The 25,672-nt window shown below is 42.5% G+C and carries 16 protein-coding genes and 1 pseudogene; 7 read left to right on the top strand and 10 right to left on the bottom strand.

Translation table 11 applies throughout. The annotated features are described in order from the left end of the window. Positions 1-41: 41 nt before the first annotated feature. Positions 42-1,261, top strand: a protein-coding gene (locus H0262_RS10235; protein WP_181209883.1) for an IS3 family transposase whose coding sequence is annotated in 2 segments (ribosomal slippage) — positions 42-381 and positions 381-1,261 — 1,221 coding nt in all. Because the reading frame shifts where the segments join, the coding sequence is not laid out codon by codon here. Between the two features lie 92 nt (positions 1,262-1,353). Here H0262_RS10235 and H0262_RS10230 read toward each other — a convergent pair. The 5 genes from H0262_RS10230 to H0262_RS10210 form a co-directional block, all read right to left on the bottom strand. Then, positions 1,354-3,165, bottom strand: a complete 1,812-nt coding sequence (locus H0262_RS10230; protein WP_181210676.1) for an aminopeptidase P family protein — start codon at positions 3,163-3,165, stop codon at positions 1,354-1,356. A 363-nt stretch (positions 3,166-3,528) separates the two neighbouring features. Beyond that, complete coding sequence (locus H0262_RS10225; protein WP_181210675.1) at positions 3,529-5,091, bottom strand: peptide MFS transporter; 1,563 nt, start codon at positions 5,089-5,091, stop codon at positions 3,529-3,531. Between the two features lie 312 nt (positions 5,092-5,403). Beyond that, the gene (locus H0262_RS10220; protein WP_181210674.1) at positions 5,404-5,829 is read right to left on the bottom strand and encodes a hypothetical protein; all 426 of its coding nucleotides are present in this window, start codon (positions 5,827-5,829) and stop codon (positions 5,404-5,406) included. A gap of 136 nt (positions 5,830-5,965) precedes the next feature. Then, complete coding sequence (lnt, locus tag H0262_RS10215) at positions 5,966-7,540, bottom strand: apolipoprotein N-acyltransferase (RefSeq protein WP_181210673.1); 1,575 nt, start codon at positions 7,538-7,540, stop codon at positions 5,966-5,968. Between the two features lie 307 nt (positions 7,541-7,847). After that, positions 7,848-8,747, bottom strand: coding sequence for an HlyC/CorC family transporter (locus H0262_RS10210; RefSeq protein ID WP_011514586.1), 900 nt, complete (start codon positions 8,745-8,747; stop codon positions 7,848-7,850). A gap of 276 nt (positions 8,748-9,023) precedes the next feature. Here H0262_RS10210 and H0262_RS10205 point away from each other — a divergent pair, with 276 nt between their 5' ends. Next, positions 9,024-10,367 carry a DUF4105 domain-containing protein gene (locus H0262_RS10205; RefSeq protein WP_181210672.1) on the top strand — a complete coding sequence of 448 codons (1,344 nt, stop codon included), beginning with the start codon at positions 9,024-9,026 and terminating at the stop codon, positions 10,365-10,367. A gap of 52 nt (positions 10,368-10,419) precedes the next feature. Here the strand turns inward: H0262_RS10205 and H0262_RS10200 are convergent, their stop codons facing one another. Beyond that, entirely contained in the window at positions 10,420-10,983 is a 564-nt protein-coding gene (locus tag H0262_RS10200) for a YcgN family cysteine cluster protein (RefSeq protein WP_181210671.1), read from the bottom strand. Between the two features lie 160 nt (positions 10,984-11,143). On the opposite strand from H0262_RS10200, the gene H0262_RS10195 reads away from it, so the two are divergent. Then, complete coding sequence (locus tag H0262_RS10195) at positions 11,144-11,881, top strand: dienelactone hydrolase family protein (RefSeq protein ID WP_181210670.1); 738 nt, start codon at positions 11,144-11,146, stop codon at positions 11,879-11,881. Positions 11,882-12,034: 153 nt separating this feature from the next. Then, positions 12,035-15,148 carry a DUF2339 domain-containing protein gene (locus tag H0262_RS10190; protein WP_181210669.1) on the top strand — a complete coding sequence of 1,038 codons (3,114 nt, stop codon included), beginning with the start codon at positions 12,035-12,037 and terminating at the stop codon, positions 15,146-15,148. On the opposite strand, the gene H0262_RS10185 is transcribed toward H0262_RS10190, so the two are convergent. From H0262_RS10185 to H0262_RS10175, 3 genes are all read right to left on the bottom strand, one after another. Continuing rightward, a complete protein-coding gene (locus H0262_RS10185) occupies positions 15,145-17,877 on the bottom strand; it encodes a DEAD/DEAH box helicase (protein WP_181210668.1) in 2,733 nt (910 codons plus the stop codon). The genes H0262_RS10190 and H0262_RS10185 overlap by 4 nt on opposite strands. A 5-nt stretch (positions 17,878-17,882) precedes the next feature. Next, on the bottom strand, positions 17,883-19,622 hold the full coding sequence (locus H0262_RS10180; RefSeq protein ID WP_181210667.1) for a site-specific DNA-methyltransferase: 1,740 nt from the start codon (positions 19,620-19,622) through the stop codon (positions 17,883-17,885). Between the two features lie 75 nt (positions 19,623-19,697). Further along, positions 19,698-21,518: an AIPR family protein gene (locus tag H0262_RS10175; protein WP_181210666.1), complete on the bottom strand. Its 1,821-nt coding sequence runs from the start codon at positions 21,516-21,518 to the stop codon at positions 19,698-19,700. A gap of 441 nt (positions 21,519-21,959) precedes the next feature. On the opposite strand from H0262_RS10175, the pseudogene H0262_RS10170 reads away from it, so the two are divergent. Next, positions 21,960-22,160: pseudogene (locus H0262_RS10170) on the top strand (DUF2339 domain-containing protein); the annotation flags it as partial. A gap of 124 nt (positions 22,161-22,284) precedes the next feature. Beyond that, a complete protein-coding gene (ylqF, locus tag H0262_RS10165; protein WP_181210664.1) occupies positions 22,285-23,241 on the top strand; it encodes a ribosome biogenesis GTPase YlqF in 957 nt (318 codons plus the stop codon). A 115-nt stretch (positions 23,242-23,356) separates the two neighbouring features. Here ylqF and H0262_RS10160 read toward each other — a convergent pair whose 3' ends face one another. Beyond that, positions 23,357-23,872 (bottom strand): heme-binding protein, encoded by a 516-nt coding sequence (locus tag H0262_RS10160; RefSeq protein ID WP_181210663.1) that lies wholly within the window; start codon positions 23,870-23,872, stop codon positions 23,357-23,359. Between the two features lie 421 nt (positions 23,873-24,293). On the opposite strand from H0262_RS10160, the gene mutY reads away from it, so the two are divergent. After that, positions 24,294-25,577 carry an A/G-specific adenine glycosylase gene (gene mutY, locus H0262_RS10155; protein WP_220432417.1) on the top strand — a complete coding sequence of 428 codons (1,284 nt, stop codon included), beginning with the start codon at positions 24,294-24,296 and terminating at the stop codon, positions 25,575-25,577. Positions 25,578-25,672: the final 95 nt, after the last annotated feature.

Raw genomic sequence — 25,672 nt, 5'->3', positions numbered from 1 at the left:
TGTCCCGTCCTGAAATAAGTTTACGAAAAAGGAGCTTATTCATGGACAAGTTAGACACTGTAAAGGTTAAGCGCACTCAAAAAGATTACACCTTAGGCTTTAAATTAGCCGTCGTTGACAGTATAGAAAAAGGCGACATGACCTATAAACAAGCGCAAGCAATTTATGGCATACAAGGACGCAGTACCGTTTTGGTGTGGCTGCGAAAGCATGGTAAATTAGACTGGATCCATCCCCTTAAGAGCCAGACTATGCCGCATAAAGAAACCCCTGCCCAAACCATCAAACGTTTAGAGCGTGAACTGGCTGATGCTAAAGCACATAACCTTATTTTAAGTAAAGTAGTCGAAGTATTTGAAAATGACTATGGAGAAAATGCTAGAAAAAAGTCTTCTACGGCATCCTTTGGAAACTCAAAACAGACAAACAAATAAGTTTAGCTCAAGGATGTCGTTTGCTTAGTGTTAGTCCGCAAGCGGTATATCAACATCGTATTCGGCAGCATGACAAAGCAAGCAAGTTTACTGTCATCAAAGACTGGGTGCAAGCGTATCGAATGCTCATGCCTCGCATAGGAGGTCGGAAGTTATATTGGCTCATTAAGCCTAAGCTGATGGCTCATGGCATAAAGATTGGCCGTGATGGCTTCTTTGATTATCTAAGAGCACACCGCTTGTTGGTTAAGCCCAAACGTAGCTATACAAAGACGACCTTTAGTAAGCACTGGATGAAAAAGCATCCCAATCTAACGAAAGATGCCCCTGCGCCTATCAAGCCTGAACAAACCTTGGTGGCTGATATTACTTATGTCACATCCAAACAAGGGACGCACTACCTATCTTTAGTGACGGATGGGTATTCAAGACAGATTATGGGATATCATTTAAGTGAGAGTATGCCAGCGACTGAGGTTGTAAAAGCGCTTAAGATGGCAGCTCAAAGGCGGCGTTATACTCATAAAGCGATTCATCACTCTGATAGAGGTCTACAGTACTGTGCATCAGAGTATCAAGAGGTGCTTAGAGCAAATAACATCACACCGTCTATGACCGATGGCTATGATTGTTATCAAAATGCATTGGCTGAGCGCGTTAATGGGATTTTAAAGAATGAGTTCTTGTTGTATGAGTGCAATACGATGAGTGAGCTTAAACAGCTGATCGATGAGTCTGTTTATGTCTATAACCATATCAGACCGCATTTAAGTTTAAATATGAGAACACCTGCTGAGGTACATGACGGTTATTTATCTCCTGCTTAATACAAAAAAGCCAGATATTCAGGGTATCTGGCTTAGCAAAAACTATCAATATATTTTAGGACGAGACATACCTAAAAATAAGCTACTTCCTCTTATATTGATTGCGTACGCTCCGTTAGCCACTCAAGTGCCGCACCTTCAACACGGTCTTTTAGCTCTGCATAGACTTGGCGATGATAGTCATTCAGCCAATCGACCTCTATTTGACTTAATAATGACGGCTCAATCAAACGCGTATCAATTGGGCAATAAGTAACAGTCTCAAAATTAAGAAAATCACCAAATTCCGTCTCTACTGGATGAGAAACACGTTTATTAACCATCAAGTTTTCGATACGAATACCCCATTTGCCTTCGCGGTATAGACCCGGCTCATTACTGGATATCATGCCTTCTTTCATCGCGCGCTCTTTTGGCGTGCTGGCACTATAAGCAATGACTTGTGGACCTTCATGGACGTTGAGGAAATAACCAACGCCGTGACCTGTACCATGACCATAATCCATCTGCGCTTGCCATAGTGGCGCACGGCAAATCGCATCAATCAGTGGTGAGGCAATACCATCAGGAAAATGTGCTTTTGCTAAAGCAATATGTGCTTTAAGTACGGTGGTAAAGTCGCGTTTGTGTTCCGTGCTTACTTGACCGATGCCAACCACGCGGGTGATATCTGTGGTGCCGTTTTGATATTGAGCACCTGAATCAATCAGTAGCAGTCCGCCTTCGCCTTCATTTACCTCTAAATAGCTGAATTTTTCTGGTGTTGCGCGGTAATGCGGCAAAGCACCGTTTTCATTGAAACCTGCGATAGTCGGGAAACTTGGCGACACATAATGTGGCTGCTGACTACGTACCTCAATCAGCATACTATCAACATCCAGCTCACTTAAACGTTCACCGTCTGCTAAACGCTGCTCAAAGGTGGCAAAAAACTCACATAATGCTGCGCCATCTTGACGCATCGCTTCACGTACATGATCGATGTCAGCGTCAGATTTAACCGATTTTAGCAAAGTACTTGGCGCCATTTGCTCAATAAAACCTACGCCATCGGCCATTTTAGATAGCGTACCCACTGCCACTTTACTCGGGTCTAATAGCAATAAGTCATCGGCTGTGAGCGTACCTAATGCGTCTTGCACTGCCTCATAATCAGCAATTGCGATGCCGCTATCTTTCAAGCTTTGTGCTATCTCGCTACTGACTTTATTATTATCAATAAACAATGTCGCGTCGTTTTCGCTAATGAGCATATGTGCCAAAAACACAGGATTATAATCAACATCAGCGCCGCGTAAGTTGGTCAGCCAAGCAATATCATCTAAGCTCGAGAGCAAATGATGCGTCGCCCCTGCCATACCCGCACGGACTGCGGCAAGTTTGTCGATAGCAGACTGCGCTAAAAACTGTGCATCATGTACATATAAACTGGCTGCTGGCAATGCTGGACGGTCAGTCCATACTTCCGTCAATAGATCACGCTCAGTAATTAAGGTAATATCATTGGCTTCAAAGGCATCAAGCAAGCGATCTTGCTCAGCGATAGACAGTACATTGCCATCGACTGCCACGCTATCACCTTCCGCCAGGTGCGCAGCGAGCCAATCGATATGGTTTGGCTGACCCGGTGCTAGCTTCTCTAAAGTAATACCCGTGCCATCCAATTGCTCAGCTGCATGTACCCAGTAGCGGCTGTCGGTCCACAGACCAGCAAAGTCAGCGGTAACGACTAATGTACCGACCGAACCGGTAAAGCCTGACAACCAAAGCCTCGCCTGCCAATATTCTGGTAAATACTCAGACAGATGCGGATCAGCAGAAGGGACAATAATCGCTGTCAGGTCTTGTGCTGCTAGGGTTTGACGTAAGCTCTCGATACGATCATGAATGGCTTGTTTATTCATTAGGTAATTCCTTATGAGTGTTTAAAAATTAGTATTTAAAAATCAGCGTTTAAAAAATAACGTGAGGCGACTATGGATAGCCGTCTTATTTGAGAAATTGCTTTGGTTCTTCATGTGAATTAAAAAATAACAAAGATTAGGCAAATGATATTAGGCAAAGTCATTTTGCATAGTAATCAGACAAAGTTGATGAAGCGTAAGAGTAAAAATAATACCCTTAGATGTTTGGGCAGACAGTCAGCTTTCAATAGCCTTAGGCAAATATCTTGCCAAGTTAAAAAATAAGACGTGCTACCCATAATGGTAACACGTCTTATCATCAGTCACTGACTTGGACCACTCCTCTAATCAATAACTGGTTATCTAGCTGGCTTGATCCGCATGCTCGCTTTGCTTGAGCATATTATTGATAGGTTTTGCCAATAATAGCAAGATAACTGCCGTTACTACCAAAAAGACAGTCATAGTGGTAAACAATCCGGGTAATCCTTCAATCTTATCTGCTGAGACATGACCACCAAAGAATGCCGCAACTAAGTTGCCAAGTGCAACAGAAGCAAAGAACAGTCCCATCATCTGCCCTTGCATACCTTTTGGCGCAAGCTTCGTCATAGCAGACAACCCAACAGGGCTCAGTGCCAACTCACCAAGCGTCAGTAGTAATAGACTACCAACCAACCATAAAGGTGATGCCAAGCCGCCATCAGCGGTTAAGATGCTTTTTGATGCAAATATCATCAAGGCAAAACCAGCAGCCGCAAGTAACATACCAAGCGCAAACTTCGTCATACTACTTGGCTCAAGACCTCGATTGCCAAGCTTGACCCATAAAATACTAGCTATAGGCGCTAATATTAAGATAAACAACGGATTCAATGATTGAAACCAGATACTGGGTACTTCAAACCCTAAAACATTTAGATCTGTATAGCGATCGGCAAACAAGTTAAAAGACGTTGGTTGCTGCTCAAAACTTGACCAAAATAGCGTCGAGCCAATGATCAAAATAAAGCAAATCAACAAGCGCAGCTTATCTGTTTTATCCAGTCTTGGTGAAATAGCCATTACTGCAAAATATAAGATGACCACTGCAGCAATGACATAAGTCATATATTCTGCGACCATTTCAGGGTTAAATGGCATGATACCAGTGGATACTAAAACCACGATGGCAACTAGCAAAGCTAAGAATCCTACAACCCACTGACCGACGTTTTTAAACAGTCCTGTCGTTTGTTCCCATTCAGGGGTGATGTTTTTGGCACTGGCATAACGATTTAACGTCTTTTTAGCAGAAAAGCGGTAAATGATTAGCGAAGCCAACATACCAAGTCCACCAACGCCAAAACCTATATGCCACATCCCTTTTTCTTTAAATACACCCACAATCAGTGCTGCCAATAGCGCGCCAATATTGATACCCATATAAAATAAAGTAAATCCACCATCGCGGCGCGAATCGCCCTTAGGGTATAAGGCACCAACCATCACTGAGATACAGGTTTTAAACAAGCCTGAACCCAAGACGATACAGATAAGACCCATAAAGAACAGTGTCATACCGAACATAGCAGAAAGCGCGATACACAAATGACCCAAGGCAATAATAATACTGCCCCACCATAGCGCACGCTCTTGACCGAGCCAGTTGTCAGCTAGCCAGCCGCCCGGTACAGCTGCTAAATACAACGAACCGGCAAAAATACCATAAATGGCAGAGGCAGTCACTTCATCAAAGCCAAAACCCCCACTACCGACAGTCGCTACCATAAACAATACCAGTAGCGGACGGATACTATAATAAGAAAAACGCTCCCACATTTCAGTGAAAAATAACGGGCGTAACGGCTTAGGATGTCCCATAAAGCCGTTTTCTAGCGATGCCAATTCGGCAGCACTCACCTCTGATTTTGATTCTATATTCATAAATCTATTCCCTTAAATTCCACTTAGATAATGCCCCAATTCCTAATTCTTTTAGTCAGTGGTTTTATAGGCGCAATATTGTTTCACCTGCTCGGAAGCAAGTAAAGAGAGAATTGGTCAATAATTACACAAACAACCATAAAAAAACCCCGCTCTCCATAATTGAGAACGGGGTTTTTATGGTTGTGCTGAGTCGTAATCATAGCAGCAATGGCAGTGTCACTAATTAGAGACTGAACGCTACATTTAGAGACTTAATTATAGACAGCTTGCTCATCGCTATATTTATGCTAACACTCTAAAACAGCAAAATTACTGTGCAGCAGGCGCTTTTTCAGTAGTTTCCGCTGCTACTCCATCAGCAGGTTCTGCTGTTAAATCAGCATCGGCAACTGCCGCTTGACTTACTGTACCTTCAGCAGTAGCTGTACCTGCTTCTGCACTAACAACGGCACTATCAGCGTCAGTTACTGGAGCCACTGTCGCATCCGCGGGAGTAGCAGTCGCCACTGCGGTATTATCTGCTGCTGGTGCAGTAGCAGTTGCTGCCTCTTCGGTTGCGGTTGCAGGTGCTTCTGCTTCAACTGCTGGCATAGTTTCAGCAGTGATATGCTCTCCCGCTGGGCGCAAGAAACCAGAAATACCGATCAATAAGACGATACCTAAAAATAAGGCGACACCGCCTAAAGTCAACAATAGCTCTTTTTTAGGGTTGTTTTCGACAATATGTTCTGACATACCTTATCCACCTTGCACAAAATATTTAAAATATTGAGCTATTATATCGCAATTTATGTCGATTTGTTAAAACCCTCAACTAATTAAAGGTTTTATTATCGAAAAATATGATAGCCACCGTATATTTACGGTGTAATTACTCAATCGTACGTGTTTGAGGCGTTGATCGTTTGCCAAGATAGCTCAATAACAATAGCAGCGCAATCACGATTAAAATAGGATAATTACCAAAGCGCATAAAAGGAGTATTACCGACACGCGCCTGAACATCGCCACGTAATACGGTACGCTCAAACTGCGGGGCACGTTTAACGATACGCCCTTTGTGGTCAATAATAGCAGTCACACCCGTATTGGTCGCGCGCATAAACCAGCGCCCGTTCTCTAATGCGCGCATCTGTACCATTTGTAGATGTTGCAGCGGACCCGCTGAAGTGCCAAACCATGCATCGTTTGAGATGGTCAATAAAAAGTCAGTATCGATAGCATTTTTGCGCGTGGTATCAGGATAAGCGACTTCATAACATACTGCCGCGCCCAGATTATGCCCACGTACACGCAGCGGTGATTGGCTATCACTACCACGGCTATAGCTCATGATATCTTGGCTACCAGCAAGATTCGGCAAGATATCTAGCATACCCTCAAAAGGAATATATTCACCAAATGGGACCAAACGCTGCTTTTTATACATCCCTTCCGCATCACTACCAAGCGCAATCACACTATTATAAAACGGCGGGTACTTATCCATTTTTGGATCAAAGTCTGCTTGATCTCGATAAGGAATACCTGTGACCCATGTGGTATCGGTTTCTTTTGCCATTTTTACCATTTCATTGATAAAACCAACCGCTTCATCTTGAAACATAGGAATAGAAGATTCCGGCCATACGACAATATCACGTTCCCATTCTGTACTGGTCAAAGTTGCATATATTTTTAGCGTCTCTATTTGGTATTCAGTCAGCCACTTTAAGTCTTGGGGGATATTGCCCTGAATTAACGACACCGACAAATCAGGTGTGCCCTTTGGCTTCGTCCATTGTGGATTGATGAGCCATAAAGAAGTACTAATGATTAATAGCGCAAACGTAGCAATCAGATAACCACCGCGACGGCGAAATTGCTCCACGATACTGGCTGCTAATAATACGGCCACAAACGATACAGCAAACACGCCAGCGACTGGTGCCAATGACGACAGCCAATACTGCTCAGTAAACGCATAACCGACAAACAGCCACGGAAAGCCTGTAAACAGCCAAGTCTTCATCCACTCTTGCAATATCCATAGCGCGGCAAATGATAACGGCTGCTTGCCAACCAGCCGATTAAAAGTCAGCGCCAAAAAGCCATGGAATAACCCCATGCCCAGACCCATTAGCGCAATCATAATCAGCGCAAGCCATACTGGCGTATCACCATACACATGAATGGAAGTATATAACCAAAACGCCCCCACACACCAAAGCCCTGTACCATAAGCCTGACCAATAAAAAATGCTCGCTTACCACTCATCTGTGGCAATAATAACGCGTATAAAATCGCCGGAGAGACCAGAGCCACAGGCCAAAAGCCATAAGGCGCGAGTGCAAAGATAAATATTGCGCCTGCCAGCCACGCAATCAATATCGTCAGCACCAGAGGTAAGCCCTTTGGCTTCTCAGGGTTTAGACGTTTTTGCAAATCAACAGTAGACAGACGCATAGCAGTTATCCAAAACTTTATTATTCAGTAATTTCAAATCTTGATGATTCAATCGACGTTTCATATAAAAACAGGCATATTATGCTCAATACAGCCGTCAAAAATCAAACTTGCTCATAATAGCAGTCTGTCCAAAATAATGGGTAAATTTGCGTGTTTTATCGACCAATTTATCGACCAAAGAGTGATTACAAATGCTAAAAAACAAAAAACACGATCGCAATCGTGTTTTTTGTATGCTTATGACCCTTATTAAGCGTATTGTTAATAGCTTTAATCAATAGGCTCAACTTATTCAACAAAGTGTTTAATGGCTGCCAATTAAGATTTGTTGTTCAGGATTAATTTTAGTCAGCTCAAGATTTTGAATAAAACGCCCTTCGACATCAGTGATAGTGATTTGCCAATCGTCTATGACCACGCTCTCACCTTCTAAATCTCCGACATGACCAAGGGTCTGCATGACCAAGCCACCCATGGTATCGACATCAGTATCATCAAAATGACAACCAAGCTCATCATTACAATCTTCAATCACGGTAGAAGCTTGCACCCGCCAAGTATTGGGCTTTTCAGGGTCAGCGACGATATTATTAATGTCACTGTCTTCATCAAAATCATCATGCTCATCGACGATGTCACCGACGATTTCCTCAAGCAAATCCTCCATCGTGACCACACCACCAAAATTGCCAAATTCATCGACAACAATCGCCATATGAACTTGGGTACGCTGCAATGAGCGCAGCAAAGTATCAGAGCGTGCACTTTCACTGATATAGAGTGGCTGACGCACCAAATCTCTTAAGCGCTTGCTACTGATTTTCTCTTCTTCATCGCGCACCATGTGCACCAACAGAGGAATCAAATCTTTTGCCAACAGAATACCAATGACCGCATCATCATCTTGGCTGTCAAAAACCGGATAGCGCGAATGAGTGGTCTCAAGGATGATGTCCATGACTTCAGCAAGGCTGGCGCTTTCATGTAGCCCAACCACTTGCGGGCGCGGCGTCATGATTTCACGCACTTGTGTTGCAGGCAAATCAAGCACACCTTCTAACATATCCACGGTGTCAGGTTCTAGAAATTGGCGCGAGTCTTGCACCAAACGTATCAGTTCATCTCGGGTTTCGGGGGCGGTCGATAGCCAGCGTTTTAAGCCGCGCATCGACCAACTACTCGGGCTTGGAGCATCTTCAGACATGATGGTGTGAGTTAACCTCTTTAATTAATGTAATGGCAATTAGAATCATAAAAATGATAGATGGGGATAAAAAGGCTAAATAAAACAGTCAGCTTATCATTAAGAGGATATTAAAGCACAAATCATCCATCTTAATCAGGTTTACTTTATCGCAAGGCTTGGCGACATTCAACGTCAAATTCACTCAAATTGTATTGTCAGTGTGTTGCAATTTTTGCTATGGTCAAAGCCTGTTTCTTTCTTAATAAAAGCCAACACAAAGGCAAAATAAACCTTATGTCGCTACGTGCCTTTTTTTCTCGCCTATTTTCGTCGCACTCAACTGGTCATCGTTCAGACAATGGCTTAGGCAATCATCAGTTAAATAATGACAAGGCAAATAGCACATTGAATAAACCATCGAATCGTAAGCCACTAAAAACTAAGCCGACCAAACCCAAGTGGCGATATTATTTGCTGCAATTTTTTATTGCGCTAACGCTGTTACTGTCAGCGGTTTGGCTATTGCTAGCGATTTGGTATCAATTCGGTGGTCAATCAGTTATCACGTGGTTCACAACACTTACTGTCATTGGGCTACTGGCAGCACTGCTTGCTATTCGCTTGCGGATAAGCATGGCTGAGACACTGATAAACAGGCTCACTGGCATAAGGAAAGTGAATAGTAAACGTATTTCTGCAAAGACTGTTGTTAAAAGCCTTATAGCCACTTATATTGCATTTTGGCTAATCGGTCTTGGCTGGTTTTTCTCTATTGAAGCAGAGCAATCACGTGACTGGATGCCAGAAGTTTCTGAAAGAGTCACTTATAGGCGCGATCCTAGCAATCCTAATCTGATTACACTCACCAATGTACGAAATTTTGATTGGCATACCGACACAGAAGCGACAGAGCGCTGGGAGACGCGCACGATTGATATGTCTAAACTATCGGGTATCGATGTGAGTAATTCGTACTGGATGGGACCACTGATTGCTCATACTTTATTGAGCTTTCGGTTTGAAGATGAGCGCCCTCTTGCCTTTTCATTTGAGATTCGTAAAGAGAATGGCGAATCGTTTTCGGCATTGGCAGGGTTTTTTAGACGTTTTGAATTGAGCCTGATTGCCGCTGAAGAGCGCGATATTATCTACACACGTACTAACGCGCGCGGTGAGCAGGTGTATCTGTTTCCCATTAGCCATCTGCAGCAGCATGAAGTCAAAGCATTGTTTGAGTCGTATTTGACAGCCGCTGATGAGCTTAATGCCAAGCCTGCGTGGTACAACACTTTAACCAGCAACTGTACCAATATTATCTTTTATATGGCGCGTCTGGTCAGTGATGATCGTCTGCCATGGGACTACAGGATTTGGGTCTCTGGTTGGTTGCCCAATTATCTTTATGATGCCGGTATGTTAGACGCCAATCCCGAAAATAGAGGACAACCTTGGTCGATGGATACGTGGTATGAGCGCACCCATATCAATCCAAAGGTTAAAGGATTTCAGAATAGCAGCGATATTCATGGCAGCGAATTTTCACGGCAAATTCGACAAAGCATTCCTATTCCGCCATTGGCTGATTCGCAAAATATTGCCGAAGCAAATGCTAAATCTGCCGCTCAAGCTTCACATTGATATCACTGCTACAAGAGATTAAAGATTTCAACAATAAAAAGATCAGAGCTTATTAAGGCGTTACCCAATTTACCACGCGCGTTTCCATCTCTTCATCATCCATACCGATCTCAGTCACGCAGCGCCCTGCTACGCCGACATTGGCAGCGCGCATTTGTTGCTGAGTTGCCACTGCATCTTGAGTCAATAATAAATGCCAATTTGGCAAGCTTTGCCCTTTATATAAACGTTTATAGGCACAGTGCGACGGTAGCCACATCATATTCGGTAGATTATCAATCGTCAGCTGAATGCAATCTGGCACATGCTCTTGGCGTGTCGCATAATGCCTGCAATAGCCAGTCGCACAGTCCATTAGCTGGCAGGTTACATCAGTATATTCCACCAAATCTTCATCAACATTACCCTGCTCGTCCTCATCAATATATTTAATCAAGCAGCAACTGCCGCAGCCATCACACAAGGCTTCCCATTCGCTAGGGTTTAATTCTGCTAGCGTATAGCGTGACCAAAACTGCGGGCGCAGTGATTCAGTTGAGCCACCTTCAAATAATAAAGGCGTGTCCGTAGCAGCTCTTAAGTGGGATTTATCGTTATTTAACAAGTTTAGGGTCATAAAACTGCCGTATCATTTTGACAAAGAGCGTTACAGTATTATAGCTGTTTTTGACTAAGTTGGGCGTTATGGTAGTAAAGGTCAGCAAATAGATCACTCAAAAAATACAGATATCTGATACTTATGACGTAAATTTCATTACCTAAAGAAGGACAACACTATGTCAATTAAGACGTTTGAATTAATCAGTACCACTGAAAATGGCGTGCAATTGATTAGCTATGTCGCATTACCAGAAAATGCGACAGATGATAATCCTGTCGCTGGCATTTTGGTCGCGCCCGAATGGTGGGGCGTAGTCGAGCATCCAAAGAATGTCACTGAACGCTTAGCAAAAGCAGGCTATGCCGCGGTCGCTATGGACGTATACGGCGAAGGCAAACTGACTACCGATGCTGCACAAGCAAATATGTGGATGGAGCAAGTATTAGCTGATCAAGAGATGCTCATGGCACGCTGCCAGCTGATTCTTAATGACTTTAGCGATCAGCTAGCCGTTGATAGCGATAAGTTAGGTGCAATTGGCTATTGCTTTGGTGGTAAAATCGTCCTTGATATGGCGCGCGAAGGTATGCCATTAAAAGCAGTCGCTACCTTCCACGGCAACCCATCACCGAAGCAGCCTGCCGATGAGCAGTTCACTGCTAAAGTATTGGTTGCTCATGGTCGTGATGACTCTATGGTATCTATGGATGCGATAGAAGGTCTTAAGTCAGAGCTAGATGCGGCGAACGTTGATTACACTATTGATGTTTATGATGGTGCTAAGCATGGCTTTACCAACCCACATGCCGATGAGCGTGCAGCGAAAAATGATGTTGATCTTGGTTACAACGAGACGGCGGCTAAACAGAGCTGGGACAATATGCTAGAGTTTATGAAAGACAATTTGGCATAATAGCTTTTTATACTACTTTGACATTCAATAAGCTTATTTAAGCCCTTTAAATTTCTTTGAATAAGCTCATTTGTGGCGTGTTGGCCGCGTCACTCTTGTGCTTACAATCAAATAGCGTCATTATCACTCAATGGATAGACAGATTGAGTGGGAATGATGCTATATTTTTTGATGGGTTCTTTAGGCTGGCTGGTTGTAATTACTTTAATAGTAATTATGATTGCCCTTTATATTAGGCTGCATCAGCAATTGGCACAACTGCGTCAAGACATGACGCAGCTAAAGAGCGAGCTTGAGCAGCAAAAGAATACTACCACTGCTATAGAAGATGCTGCTGTAAAAAGTATCTTTGACATCGAATTATCTGGGGATGATGCATTGTCATCAACAGAAAAATCAATGCCGCCCCCATTACCACTTAGTGCTTTATCCTCTAATCCTCTATCAAATAACTTTGTATCAACATCTGCAAAACAATCATCAGTTTCCAATAGCCAGCTTTTGATCGATAAAGCCGCTAATGCGCCGATAGAACCTGACGAGCGCTCATTTCCTATTGTTACCTCACTTCTTTATTCGATTCAAAACTGGTTTTTGGGTGGCAATTTAGTGGTGCGTGTTGGAGTATTGGTTTTACTAATCGGCGTGGTTTTACTTCTGCGCTTATTAAGTGACTTAATCCAAGTGCCTATTGGCGTCAAGCTAACAGTCATTATTATCATAGGATTAGGGCTGGCAGGATTAGGCTTAAAGCTGGCGGCAAAACGCTTTGCCTATGGTATCAGCTTGCAAGGTACTGGCTTAGCTATCGCTTATCTGACCACATTTTTTGCCTATAGCGTCTATCAGGTGATTGGTAGTCTGCCAAGCTTTATAGCGCTTGGCATATTATCAGCAGTCACGGTCGCTTTAGCGGTACGCCAAAACGCTTTTCCTTTGGCATTATTAGCATTATCCGGTGGATTCTTTGCACCGATTTTGACCAGTCAAGATACTGGCAGCTTAACGATACTCTTTAGCTATTACTTGTTATTAAATATTACCATTGCCATTATTGCCCATTATCGCCCATGGAAGGTGCTCAATTTATTTGGCGCGAGCGTCACATTTGGCTTGGCATATTATTGGGGGCTGACTGAAACCTTAACAGCCATGATTGATAATCAGCGCTGGGCATTGGTCTTACTCGTCGCGCTACATGTACTGCTGTATTTATTCGTCGTCATTCGCTATGCACAGCACATCATTGCTTATAACGATAACATCTCTTATAACGATAGTGATGCCGCTACCGTTACGGCTACTGATACCGACCAGACTGCTGATATGAAGAGTCAGCATGCCAGCTATGTGTTTCCCATTGATATTGGGCTACTGTTCTCTGTACCGCTAATGGCATTTGGTTTATTTTCAGCGTTACTGTACGATATCAATCACGCTTTAACCCTAACTAGCACAGTTTTAGCAGTTGTATACTTAGGGCTTGGCTGGACGTTTATTCAGCGCAGTCAGCGTTATGCATTGATTACGGAAGGGATGCTGGCATTAGGCTTTGGCTTTTTAGCATTAGTGATTCCGCTGGCATTAAATGCAGAATGGATTGCCTTCGGCTGGTCGGTGCAGGGCTTAGCGCTGGTATGGTTTGGCAGGCGTTCTCTTCGTGCATGGTCAGTATTACTGGGTTTAGTATTGCAACTAATTAGCATTGGTATGTTATCAAATACCTTTGTCATTACCCTTGATTACTATCCGACGCTCGCATTAACGATTTCTGCCATCAGTGCAATTGCCAGCGTCTTTATCTTACGTGCCAGTAATTCGCCTATTTCATTACCTATTTCATCGCCTATGACAGCGACGCAAGGCTCAATGCCATCTGTCCACGATTCTGAAAATCAGCTTAACGCCAATAATACGCTGTCCGAATACGGCAAAGCGTTAGGCCTTAGCGAGACAGCAACTCAGCAATGGTTTGAAAGTGTCAACAACCAAAGTATCGCGTTTAAAATCATTTGGCAACGTCCTTCTTTGATATGGCTGTTAATGCTCACTGCGGTGGGTTGGCTGCTGTATGTGTTAGTCCTCGATTTTGACCAATGGCTTGCCAACTGGCAATTGGCAACATCGACGCTTATTGCCTTAGCAAGTGTCGTTAGCATGATTATTTATTATTTTATCAATCAATATCGTTCATGGCGAGAAATCAGACAATTTAGCCATGGTTTGCTGCTGTTATTTTATGCCATGCTGATATTACAATTGCCACAAGAGTATGAATTTGACTATCAATGGACAGCCTTTTATTGGCCGATATTTACAACGTTGTTCATTGGCTGGCTGATTCTTGGTCAATTATGGCTAAAGACGTGGCATAACAGTGCTAATAACGACGACAATAACGGTGCAGAATTAAGAGGTTACGATAGCGCAAGCTGGCTTGGTACTGGAATCATCATTTTGGCAGAAGCAGTACATTATGGATTGCCCGATTCAAAAGGCGTGATGACCATCCTTGTGCCGGTTGCGCTTATGCTAGCCGGACTCTGGTTGACGCATCGTCAGCAAAATAACAATCAGATGAAAAATCTAATTTCACCGCTCTCTATGTATTGGTTTGACTGGCAACGTGCGCTGTTAGGTTGCGCCAAAATATTTGTGCCATTAACATTGTGCTGGGTCATTTTTACCAATTTCACCTATGATGGCGTGATTTGGGGACTGCCCTATTTGCCCCTGCTTAACTTGTATGATGTGACGTTGTGGCTGGTGTTGTTTTATGGATTGGGCGTTTATTTATTGCGTCAACGTAGCGAGCACTTGCAAAATCTATTTAGCGCCATTCGTAAGAGTGACACGTTGTTGATCGTACTAGCGCTGATTAGCTTTTGGATACTCTCTAGTATGCTGGTCAGAACGCTGCACGCTCTTATTCATACACCGCTGTGGATAGCGGAATTATATGATCATACTGGCGGCGCATGGGATAGTGAGCAAGTGCAAACGGGTCTGACGATCTTATGGACGCTACTGGCATTGGTCGCCACCATTATCGCCAGTCGCTATTGGCAGCGCGCGCTATGGTTTATGGGCATTGGCTTATTGGGTATTGTGGTCTTAAAATTGGTCTTAGTTGATTTGTCACAGACTGAGGCAATTTGGCGAGTGATTTCTTTCATTGGTGCGGGTAGCCTGATTTTACTGATTGGTTATTTGGCACCGTTGCCTCCTGAACAAGCTCAGGAAGTTGATAAAAATCATAGAGGCTAATATTCGTAATTTTGAATAAAATATTCTATAGAATTTGACTCTTTAACAGTATTATGTGGTATGAGTAAATATTTCCAAGGCTTACCTGCATGTTGAACCAAATAATCAGTCGTATGTTGACACCATTTAACACCGCTTCGAGCTTTTTCCGTTACTTCTTCATTCCAGCTACCATCTTGATTTTGATGTTGCGTACTTTTGGTTTCAATCATCAAAACATAGTTGGCAGTTTCAACCACAAAATCTGGAACATATTCTGAGTGTTCACTACCACGTTTGTAGTATATATTGAACTGACCTCTAGCTGGCTTAAACCACTTCTCACTTTCACGCTCCAAAATTACTGCAAATCGACGTTCAGTATCCGAATCAAACTTTTGTAACGGATATAAACAACGGCTAAACTCACCAAAAAGCATTTGCTTAATTCGGCCTAAATCACGCACTGTATCACGATAATTTTGCACTGGCTGATCTTGCGCAACGGTGTAGCTACACTCGCGTAAAGTGCTAAAACCACTGCGTACATCTACAACATATTCTGTTGCTTCCTCAAAAAAGTGGTTATTCAGTTGAGCATGGATCAAACTGACAATATTATCACTTTGGCTTTGCAAAATATTTTCAACCACCTCGTCATTATTTTCCGCTTTGAGGGTGTCCAAGGCTTGTGTTGCTAAGTCATAGAGCAATTCAGCTTGATCGTCGTAAGGAATATCGTCGTAGTCGAAAAGTTTTTTGAGAATATAGTTTTGTTTGACTGGTTCACAGTTGCCAGAGTCGCCTTCACCACGAATAGTTTGGTGATTATCATGCAAGCTTTGTTGTATTAGCGTTCGGTCGATTGGCTTTAAGCCTTTAATAACGTCAACGTCCAAATCAAATGGATAATAGCCTGTACGCACTTCACCTGAAGGCGATACGATGATCCGCGGTATATCAATAGTGTTATCTACAGTAAGCTTTGTGACTTGTTCAACAACAGCGGCGATGTCTATCGATTCTTTAATAAATAATTCGCGCTGCTCTTGAGTTAACTGAGCTTTTACTTGCTCAGTGATCTTAGCTTTTACCTCTGCTGTCAATAGCGCTTTGCTGGTTGGTGCATCTGTTGGCTGTGTTTGGTACTGCTTAATTACATCCAGTGCGGCGCAGGCAACCGTCTGCTGATTCTGCGTGGTATAAGTAGATTTTGGTTCTTGTACTTCACTGTTACCACTGGCGCCCGTTGCTGTGACACCTGCACCTGTTATCTGCTGCTCAAGGTTGGATTTAACCTGTACATTTAGTTTAGTTACGTCGTCTTCTGGGCGACCTAATTCTCGCTGTTTTAAACGTAGCGGGTTACTAGGGTCATTAGCTTCATCAACAATTTCTTGGAATTTATCGTGAGCAATAATGCTCAAAGTATCTACCGCCTCAACGCCGGTACGTTTACCATAAGGCAAACGTAAACCGCGACCAATCGACTGCTCAATCAAGGTTCTGGCATTAGCAGCACGAAGCGGCACTATGGTATAAAGGTTAGTCACATCCCAACCTTCTTTAAGCATATTGACGTGAATGACAATCTCGGTGGGCTCATCGACATTTTCTACATTGAGTAGTGCTTGTATGGTTTCTTCTTCTTTTTTACTGCTATCAACCTGAATCACTTTGCCACGGTAACGGCTCTCAAACACACTTTCGAGTTTGGATAAAAGCTCTGCGGCATGTGTGGTATCGCGGGCGATCACCAACATAAAGGGCTTAACTAGCTTGGTATCATTTTCATACGCATAGGTAGTTAAATCAACCTTGGTTTGCTCATGTATACGAATACCATCCATTAACTTAATTGTTTCTAGCTCTTCTTTATCGTACTGAGTAGCATCAAAATTACGCTGGGTGACTACTGCAGGCTCCTTAACAAAACCATCATCTATGGCGCAGGCCAGTGGGTAATCAATCACCACATTCTTAAAGTAAACAGGCCCGCGGCTTGATTCTGTAAATGGTGTAGCCGTTAGCTCTAATGCGAATAGCGGATTAAGCTCATTGAGCGCGCGCATACCAGCATCGGCACGGTAGCGGTGCGATTCATCCATCAACAACACTAAATCGGGTAAGTTTGAAAGGTATTCAAAGTAACTCTCGCCCAAAGTTTCGGCTAAGCGTTTGATACGCGGCGCTTTACCACCACGCACTTCGGTATTAATTTTGGCAATGTTAAACACATTGATTCGAACCGAACCGAATAGGTCATTTTGCATCTGTGCACCACGGCTTTCGTAGTTGTCACCGGTGATCACTTCTGGCGGTGACAATACAAAATCAGTAATGCCTTTAAATACATACTTAGGCGAGGCTGGCGAAAAATCGCTGATCAATTTTTCATAAATGGTCAGATTAGGCGCCAATACAAAGTAGTTGCGAATGCCATGCATCTGATACAAATACGTAATAAACGCACCCATCAACCGAGTTTTGCCCACACCAGTTGCCAAGGCAAAACACAGCGATGGGAAATCACGTTCAAAGTCGCTAAGCTTTGGAAACTGGAGTTTCAAGGTTTCTAATAACTCAGGTAAGTCACGTTTCGGGTCGAGTATTTTATGCTCCGAGGCAGCTATAGCTACTGCCAAAGCATGCAGCGAATCTTGCTGCGGCTTGCGTAAACTTAAACGGCCAATTACATTATTAATAGCATATGACTGTTCAGGTTTTAAGCTTGATATATCTATGGTCATTATAATTATCCTTTTAACAGTTGCTCTTGCACTTGGTTGTCATCATCCATGAGATTGACAACATTTAACGAATAATCATCTTGACCAAACTGGCACTTATCTAAAATAGCTTTCGGTAGTTTTTTCATGGTCAAGTTGGCAAAGCGGCCTGCTTCACAGCGAAATGCTCCACACATTACTAATAAAGTACGATCATTACCAACTTCTTCAGAAAGTGCTTCTAATTTCTCCATCGATAAGCTCTGCGTGGTCACGTATATATGATCTGTTTCAGTGGAATAACCTTGATCCCACCAATCCACTTTTGATGGTGCATAAGTAAAACCTTCCAACTTACATACGGCTTCAGCTAGCATTTCTGGCTTATAGTCTTTATTGATCACCTCTAAGCCAAATTTGTCTTTTATAATTAGTGATGGGGCAAGTTTGTAATAGCGGAAGCCTCCGCCTCCTTTCCAACCATATTTACTCGTAACTCCAGCCGGATCTAATCCATCTATTACACGCTTCATTCGCGGAATTATATGGCTGTCACACTGCGTTCCACGTTCAACTGAAATCCATCTTCTATTCATCTTATGAGCCACAGCAGCGGTAGTACCAGAACCTGCAAAAGAATCCAATACTATATCGCCTGGCTCAGTTGCCATTTTTATAATTCTTTCTACCAATGCTTCAGGTTTTTTGCCATTTTTGAAACTAACTTGCCCTTCGGCCTCAAGACCAGTAGTTCTTATATCTGTCCACAGATCACCAGGATGAACGGTTAGATTATCTTCAGCGAATATTAATTGAACTCTTGGCTTTTTGGACTCAGACGAATAGTTCCCTCTGACAAAATAGATCATCCCTCTCTTGGACTTTACAAAAAACAACTCTTGCTGAATCTTTTCTCTTTTTTCATTCGCAAGATTTAACACAGAGGCAGATGTGGCACATTGACAAATGCGATAAGAGTTTTCAAATAACCAGCTGTCTTTTTCTTTCCCTTTCAACCCCAAGTCTTTACAAACTTCAGCCACTGACTTAAGAATTATTTTTTTAGCAATATTATCAAGAATGGTTAAACTGTCCTCGCCAATCTCATCTTCCGTTTGGCAAAACTTATCTATTTCTTCTTTATCTTCTTTTGTAAAACAATCCAGAAATATATTGTATTCAGTGTCCCATTTTTCTTTAGGCACAGGTTCTAGCTTAATGCCTTTTACACCATTTTTTTTGGCAAGAATTATATATTCCTTAAGTTTTGGTACGCTACCATACTTTTTAACAGAACCCATCTTTAGACCACTAGCCTCACTCATTTTGACAATTATTGTTTTTAAGTTTCTTTCTTCACAAATCTCGACCATTAATAGATAAAGTCGCGCGAATTGTTTATCATCTATTTGAACAGCTATATATCCATCACTTTTTAGTAAAGACCAAAGTATTTCTAACCTTTGTTTCATCAGGTTTAACCAAATAGAGTTTTCAAGCCCATCATCATAATGTTCAAAAGCCTGCCCTGTGTTATAAGGCGGATCAATATAAATACATTTAATTTGACCAATATATTCTTGCTCTAAAGCTTTTAATACCAACAGGTTGTCACCAAAAATCAGTTTATTATCAAAAATATCGTTTTCAGTGACTTTTTGGCTGGCAAGATATGACTTACTCATGTCTTCCAATAAAATTCGCGGTTCGAGCTTTTTACGCTCGTTTTTGCCAATCCATGTGAGTTCTAATTTTGTCTTGCTCATGGTTACCCTTCTCTCATCTCTTGTTTTTTTACTTAGCTTTTTATGACATCTAACTAGCGCTTGCGAGGCAGGTAGTTACCGATTGGCTGGCTGAGCAGTTTGTCCTTGTTGACGTTGTGTCTGCCCTGCTAAGTAACGAAATAAATCTTGATTATATGGGTCGTCAGCCGTTAGGCTTGCTTGCTTAGCAATCACTGCTTGGTCTTGTGTCAAGTTTAAGTAATCAATCCATACTCTTTGCATTAGCGGCGCGGTATCACCCAAGCGTTTAAAGTAAGCATGTGGCGCGCTGCCTGATGCCATCGCCGTAAAGCTATCAAAAAACTGCTGGCGTAATACGTCAAAGGGCTGACTAATCAATGTTTTAAATTCTGCTTTTTGTTTAATATGGGGTATAGCAATAGCGCTTTTAAATTGTGCCATCAGTAGCGTAGCAATACAGTAGGTAAAATGACGGTACACTAGTTTTTCAGAGCCTGGACTACTACGCTCTGCAGCTGTGCATAAATCTTGAATGGCCAAATAACAATTAACTGCATTAATTGCCTTTGCTCCTTGTAGATCAAGGCTGAAAATGACCTGATATTCATCGCTTTCTTGATTAGTAAACTTACTCGGCTCTGCTTTTAGTTGGTAAGGCACTCGAATATCTGTATGCATACAAGCTAAGGCTTTTGCTAAGGTATCGATATTAATACTGCGAATACCTGTTCCTGCCGTTTGTTGTGGCCGATAGAGGTATTCCACTCCAAACATTTTCATTTCTTGGCGTAGTCGCTCTTGAGTATCGTCTAGAGCGGCAAAACTAGCTAAATCGACAGGGTTTTGTAAGTTACGCGCTTTAGTTACTTGCTTATGAAAAGCATCATTACCAGTGTTGATAATGGTCACCATCACCTGTGCTTGGCTAATATCCACCTCTGGGTTTTCATCCATAAACTGCGCCGCACTGGCGATAGTTTGCGCACCGTTAACCACGGATAGGCCAAGTACCTGAATGTTTCGAGGGCCACCTTTATTTTGCAGCCGTTTAGCCTCCACATGGTTACCTACCATAGTAATACCATTGTTTAAAAAGAAAAAATCTTGTGGACTAGTGAGTAATGTTCGTTTAATAGCACTGTTCACTCCTCGTCGACCTGCACCAATAAAGTAGCGAATATTTTTTTCATAAAGCTCTTTACCATGCTTGTTATGTAAACTCACTAAATCACTCACCTTAGCTACGCCAAACACAGCACTGCGAGGTTCATTGTTGGTAGTACATTTATAAACAGCTACTTTTTCATTTATAGCTAATATGGCCTGCTCTCTTCTTAAGGCATCTTCGACGTCTTGTGCGTTAAATTCATCAACGTTCAACTGTAATTGAGCTTCACCGCGTTCAACCAGTGAGTCGAGTTTACGTTGCATTTCATTATTTGCTGTACTTGCGATACCACTACCAGTGTAAGCAATCAGCACTTGAATGCTTTCGCATTCATCAAGCGCATTTTCAATATAGTCACAGCAGTTATTAAAGTTTTGGTTAAATGCTTCGAAGTTTTTATCGAGTAGCAACTCAATGCCTGTCATTAAGGATTGTGCTTCAGGTAATAGAAATTGCTCACGAGACTTAAATTTTGACTGTATGATAAATAATTTGCGAGTAGTTTCATCGAAGTATATTGCATCGATACCCTGATCATTATAATCGTCTAATACAGATTGAGCGGCCAATTTAGCATCTATGCCAAAACGTGTTTGTATTACATAGGCACTAAAAGCTCGTGCAATCTGTTTTTCTGGTAAATCTTCTCGTCCACCTTGCCCAAGTAGTGGCGGTAAATGCGGTACAAAACGCTGCTGAAGCAGTTCTTTTAATGGGGCAAGAAATTGTGGTTGTAATGCTGCCAAGTGAATTGTCCTTGTGTTAGTTTCCAATGAATCGTAAATAACGTCTCTATCCGCGTTTTCTTATCGAGCTTCCCTCTAAGACTTTTAATCAAACTCTCACGTCGATTATCTACTTCATTCTATTTATTAAACAAGTCTCGACAGCTTTTATTACAAAAGCTTTCAAATTGTCGTTATTGCTTCTGTAAACTTAGTTTCTATTCCAGAATTGGTACGATTTTCGCATCACAGCGTACTGTTTGATTTTCTTATCCAACTTATTAAATTTTTGTTCAGAAAAGATAAAATTTTGATTATATGCCTATTTTCAACAGTGAGGTGCTCTTGCTGCAATGCTTGCGATAAGGCGCTTTAATAACTTCAATACTGACTAATTAAATACTCCTTATGTATTTTATCACGTACGATATCACTAAGCTGCATCAGTTTTTTTCAACTTCGCTATGGTTTATGGGCATTGGCTTATTGGGTATTATAGTTATAAAATTGGTCTTAGTTGATTTGTCACAGACTGAGGCAATTTGGCGAGTAATTTCTTTCCTTGGTGCGGGTAGCTTGATTTTATTGATTGGTTATTTGGCACCGTTGCCGCCCGCCCGCCTGCCCGTCCGCGATGAAACAGAAGCTCAGGCTCAAAAATAGTTGCACGGCTAGGCAGGTGAAATTGTCCCGTGAGCACGGCGGTTCTGTAGTAAACTGAACACCATAAAAAGTAAATGACGATCGTCTTACTTTGAGCATTTTTTATAAAAGGTTATAAAAGCAGATGGATAAGAGAGTAAGTATTCAGTGGTTCCCTGGGCATATGAACAAAGCCCGCAATGAAATCAAAGAAATTATGCCGCAGATGGATGTGGTTATCGAAGTGATTGATGCGCGTATTCCTTATAGCAGCGAAAACCCGATGGTTGCAGCATTACGTGGCGAAAAACCTGTCATCAAAATTCTTAACAAAGCCGACCTTGCTGATCCTGAGCTGACCCAAGCGTGGATGGATTATCTTGAGCAGCAAAACGGTGTTAAAGCCATTGCTTGCGATACTGATAAAGCCAATGATGTCAAACGTATCATTGCTATCTGTAAACAACTCGTTCCCAATAAAGTTGGTACCGGTCGCCAAATCAAAGCCATGATTATGGGTATTCCAAACGTCGGTAAATCGACTTTGATCAACACTTTGGCTGGACGCGCCGTGGCTAGAACAGGTGATGAGCCGGCAGTTACCAAGTCGCAGCAATTGATTAAACTTGACGACGATATCATGCTTTATGACACGCCCGGTATGCTGTGGCCAAAAGTTGAAAACGAAAACTCTGGCTATCGCTTGGCAGCAACAGGCGGCATTCGTGATACGGCGTTTGATTTTGCGGATGTTGCCGGTTATACCGCTGAGTATTTACTAACCGCCTATCCTGAGCTGCTAAAAACCCGCTATAAAATTGAAGAACTGCCTAAGACCGATTGGGAGTTCTTTGAAATAGCGGGGCGTAATCGTGGCTGCGTGCGCGCGGGCAATAAAGTCGATACCTACCGGATGTCTGAAATCCTAGTGAATGAGCTGCGTAGCGGTAAGATTGGGCGTATCACTTTGGAGACGCCTGCTATGACTGAGGCTGAAGAAGTTGTCGTCGCTGAGCAACGTATCGCGTCAGAAGAAAAAAGAGTCGCTAAAGAAGAAGAGAAACGCTTGCGTCGCCTTAAAACGCGGAAGAATCGGAAGTAAATCGATAACCCTTTTTGTCTATAATGCTAGCTGCATAAAATCATTCTAGAGCTCATGCAAAAAAGCCCCTAAGGGCTTTTTTTATGTCTACTGCTAGCGATATCTAAGCCATTGACTACTTCTGCTTAGGCATGACTTTTTCGATAGCTTTCAACGCACAACTTTCATCTTGTACTGCACCGCCTGCGCCGCCCGCTGCAATAGCGCCGATCACATCATTGCCAAATTTTAATGGCACACCACCGCCGATCAGCAGTAAATCATTTACCGTATTCAAGTTATTTGAGTCTGGATTAGCGCGAGCATTATCCGCCAAAGTACGTGAAGGCGTTTTGGTAGATAATGCCGTAAATGCCTTGCGAACAGCAGCATCAGTATTGTGCGGACCAACGTTATCATCACGCTGTAGCGCGATTAAATTACCAGCACGATCAACAACCGCGACAACGGCAGATTTGCCCTCTGCATGACAGGCTGCCATGGTGGCATCGATTAATTGATTCGCTAACTCTAAAGAAACATTGGGCTGTTGTAATACTAGATTTGGTTTGGCGGCCAAAACGTTGGCTGAACAGCCGATGACTGCTAACGCCAATAGTGCTTTAGATAAGTAGTTCGAAATTAACTTCATAAAGAGTCCTAAATATTACTCATACATGTGAGCGTTTGTTTGAAATGATGCTTAGTGAGCTTTGATAAGCTTGTTTGATGAAACCAGACAATGAGTTATCGTTAACTCAAAGGTACTCTTGCAACCCTAGCGAGAATAAGAGTCATAATCTTGCAAAAAGCACAATAATGATAAGTTAATTTATCTACAAAATTCACTTAATTTTGTAAGATTTACTTTATAAATTTGCAACTCTACATTAAGTTTTCTGTTACATACTCTGTTTTTTAACACTCATACTCAAAAGACGCTTACATCATGGTAATCTCAAACAGCGCACAACAGCGCACAACAGCGCACAACAGCGCACAACAGCGATATCAACTCACTTCTCTCAAAAATCGGTTATAATTCATACACTAATATGCCAAAAATTGATGATATGACTCAGCTTACCCCCACTGCAAACCTCACAACGATAGAAAATACTTTTACTCAATACTCTACTTCTCTCGATTCATTCGCCCCGCGCCTACTCGATTGGTTCGCCGAAAACGGTCGCCATGACCTACCTTGGCAGCAGCACCAAACCGACGCGCCCAATCCTTATATCGTCTGGCTATCCGAAGTCATGCTCCAGCAAACGCAAGTAACGACGGTACTGCCCTACTTTGCCCGTTTTATGGCATCGTTTCCAACGGTACAAGATTTAGCAGCCGCAGAATGGGATACGGTTGCGGAGCATTGGGCAGGACTTGGTTATTATGCGCGCGCGCGTAATTTGCATAAAGGCGCGAAACAACTGGTCGAAGTCATTGATGAGACGGGCGACTTTCCGCAGACGCTAGCAGGGTGGGAAGCCATATCTGGCGTCGGGCCATCGACCGCTGGGGCGATTATGTCTATGGGCTTGCATCGTTATGGCGTCATTTGTGACGGTAATGTCAAACGGGTACTGACACGCTGGGCAGCAATTGATGGTGACATCACTAAGTCCGCGACGACTAAAGAGCTGTGGGGATTGGCAGAGCGTTTAACGCCTAGAGAACAATCAGGATTGTTTGCGCAAGCGATGATGGATATGGGTGCAACTTTATGCACGCGTAGTAAGCCTGCTTGTCTACTATGTCCACTACAAGATGATTGCTTAGCGCATGCGCAAGGTCGTGAAAAGGAATATCCAGTGAAGGCTAAGAAACAGCCTAAACCGAGTAAATTTAGTAATGCACTGCTTATTGAAAACGAAAATGGCGAGATACTTTGGTTACAGCGCCCTGACAATGGTATTTGGGGCGGACTGTGGAGTTTGCCGCTAGCATTTATAGAAAAAATTAGCGGAGAAGTTGCTGTGAAGGATGCTGACAAGAATAAAAATAAGGAACCAATTGCAGCGAATGATAATCAGTTTTTAGAAGTAGCTAGTAATGAAAAAATATACGAGACAGAATTTACTACTGCTGAGCAAATTATTAATGAGTGGCTGAACAAGAATCAATTGAGCGCAAAATCAGTTAGCAACACATTACTCGATGATTCGCCTATCAAACATTCATTGACCCATTTTCATTGGTATTTAACCCCGCAATCGGTAACTTTAAACGATAAACAGGTGACTGAGATAACCAAGGCATTACAAGCAGCTGAAATTAATATTAACTGGTTAAACGCTGATGATGCGCAAGCAAAGCTAGGATTACCAAGAGCGATGGTAAAGATTTTAGAATAATAAATGATCCATTTATTTAAGCTAACTCTATAAAAGAGCAATTCATGAGCCACAAAAAAAGCGACTCAGAAGAATCCTGAGTCGCTTTTTTATTT

Source organism: Psychrobacter sp. D2, from assembly GCF_013608135.1.
Taxonomy (GTDB): Bacteria; Pseudomonadota; Gammaproteobacteria; order Pseudomonadales; family Moraxellaceae; genus Psychrobacter; species Psychrobacter cryohalolentis.
The sequence above is the reverse complement of the archived record's forward strand: the minus strand, read 5'-3'. Positions and strand labels throughout refer to the sequence as shown.

Coding starts and splice junctions, on each gene's coding strand:
- H0262_RS10195 (WP_181210670.1), top strand. CDS start 11,144: ATGTCAATTAAGACGTTTGAATTAATCAGTACCACTGAAAATGGCGTG.
- H0262_RS10190 (WP_181210669.1), top strand. CDS start 12,035: ATGATGCTATATTTTTTGATGGGTTCTTTAGGCTGGCTGGTTGTAATT.
- H0262_RS10225 (WP_181210675.1), bottom strand. CDS start 5,091: ATGAATATAGAATCAAAATCAGAGGTGAGTGCTGCCGAATTGGCATCG.
- H0262_RS10160 (WP_181210663.1), bottom strand. CDS start 23,872: ATGAAGTTAATTTCGAACTACTTATCTAAAGCACTATTGGCGTTAGCA.
- H0262_RS10230 (WP_181210676.1), bottom strand. CDS start 3,165: ATGAATAAACAAGCCATTCATGATCGTATCGAGAGCTTACGTCAAACC.
- lnt (WP_181210673.1), bottom strand. CDS start 7,540: ATGCGTCTGTCTACTGTTGATTTGCAAAAACGTCTAAACCCTGAGAAG.
- H0262_RS10210 (WP_011514586.1), bottom strand. CDS start 8,747: ATGTCTGAAGATGCTCCAAGCCCGAGTAGTTGGTCGATGCGCGGCTTA.
- H0262_RS10180 (WP_181210667.1), bottom strand. CDS start 19,622: ATGAGCAAGACAAAATTAGAACTCACATGGATTGGCAAAAACGAGCGT.
- mutY (WP_220432417.1), top strand. CDS start 24,294: ATGACTCAGCTTACCCCCACTGCAAACCTCACAACGATAGAAAATACT.
- H0262_RS10200 (WP_181210671.1), bottom strand. CDS start 10,983: ATGACCCTAAACTTGTTAAATAACGATAAATCCCACTTAAGAGCTGCT.
- H0262_RS10205 (WP_181210672.1), top strand. CDS start 9,024: ATGTCGCTACGTGCCTTTTTTTCTCGCCTATTTTCGTCGCACTCAACT.
- H0262_RS10220 (WP_181210674.1), bottom strand. CDS start 5,829: ATGTCAGAACATATTGTCGAAAACAACCCTAAAAAAGAGCTATTGTTG.
- ylqF (WP_181210664.1), top strand. CDS start 22,285: ATGGATAAGAGAGTAAGTATTCAGTGGTTCCCTGGGCATATGAACAAA.
- H0262_RS10185 (WP_181210668.1), bottom strand. CDS start 17,877: ATGACCATAGATATATCAAGCTTAAAACCTGAACAGTCATATGCTATT.